The organism is Flavobacterium sp. CG_9.1, from assembly GCF_015751645.1.
GTDB lineage: Bacteria > Bacteroidota > Bacteroidia > Flavobacteriales > Flavobacteriaceae > Flavobacterium > Flavobacterium xanthum.
The window spans coordinates 1-1330 of sequence record NZ_JADOVC010000080.1; the positions used below are offsets into that span (position 1 = coordinate 1).

The 1330-nt window shown below is 33.5% G+C and carries 2 protein-coding genes; both read left to right on the forward strand.

The window, feature by feature from the left end; translation table 11 throughout:
• Positions 1-76 precede the first annotated feature (76 nt).
• Entirely contained in the window at positions 77-355 is a 279-nt protein-coding gene (locus tag IWX83_RS17080; protein ID WP_066082037.1) for a transposase, read from the forward strand.
• On the forward strand, positions 355-1194 hold the full coding sequence (locus IWX83_RS17085) for an IS3 family transposase (RefSeq protein WP_066082039.1): 840 nt from the start codon (positions 355-357) through the stop codon (positions 1192-1194). The genes IWX83_RS17080 and IWX83_RS17085 overlap by 1 nt, the downstream gene beginning before the upstream one ends.
• Positions 1195-1330 lie beyond the last annotated feature (136 nt).

Here is a 1330-nt window from a genome sequence, read left to right on the forward strand (position 1 = left end):
TATGCTGCTCCCCAAAAAACGTACAATTTTTTGCTTTAAATTAAGATAGGATTAAAAACCTTAAATTAGCAGAATTATGTCAAGAACAAGAAGAGTATTTGGAAAGGATTTTAAAGCAAAAGTTGTTTTAGAAGCGTTAAGAGAGAAAGAAACATTAGAGGTTTTAGCTAAGAAATATGAGCTTTTACCCACCCAAATTTCGATCTGGAAAGCCGAGGCGATTAAGAATATATCGGCAGTTTTCAATCAAGAAAAAGCAGTAGCAAAAAAAGAAGAAATTCCAATTGAAAAGCTTTTTGCACGAATTGGACAACTCACTTTAGAGAATGACTTTCTAAAAAAAAAGTTGAGCTAATGCCATTGATTGAGAGAAAGAACATGGTAGATTTGAACGAAAAATTAAGTCTATCTAAACAGTGTATATTGTTGAATATCAATCGGAATTCTTTTTATTTTTCACCAAAAGGGGAAGGTTCTGAAAACCTATCATTGATGGAATTATTAAAAAAACAATATCATGCAACTCCTTTTTATGGTTATCGCAAGATTACTGTTTGGTTTGAACGCCATGGCTTTGTGGTTAATGAAAAGCGAGTTCGACGCTTAATGAAATTGGTAAACTGGCAGACGATTTACCGAGAACCACGCACGACAATTGCTGTTAAAGAACATAAAAAGTATCCGTATTTACTCAAAGGTTTAGAGATAACACAAAATAATCAAGTTTGGGCTACAGACATTACATATATCCCTATGGATAAAGGTTTTATGTATTTATGTGCAATAATTGATTTGCACTCGCGCTATGTTTTAAGCTGGGATATAAGTAACACTATGACAGCCCAGTGGTGTACAGGAGTACTTCAAGAGGCAATAGACCAACACGGCAAACCAGAAATTTTCAACACCGATCAAGGAAGTCAGTACACAAGTGAGGTTCATACTAAGCTATTGAATGATAATAATATAAAAATATCAATGGATGGAAAAGGACGTGCTATTGACAATATTTTTATAGAAAGATTATGGCGTTCAGTAAAATATGAAAACGTATATTTACAAGCTTACGGTAGCACTCTGGAACTGTACAAAGGATTGAAAGAATATTTTAGATTTTATAATGACGAGCGTTTTCATCAATCATTAGATTATCTAACGCCAAGGGAAATGTATAACAAAATAGAAGTGGCATAAAATCAGAATAACTTTTTTGACCTATGGCTTCGCCGGTCAAAAGTTATTTCCGATTTCAGCCGCGCAACAGAAAATTAAAACTTAAAAACTATCTTAAGTTTTTGAAAAAGTTGCATCGTGAATAGGTCGCAGCATA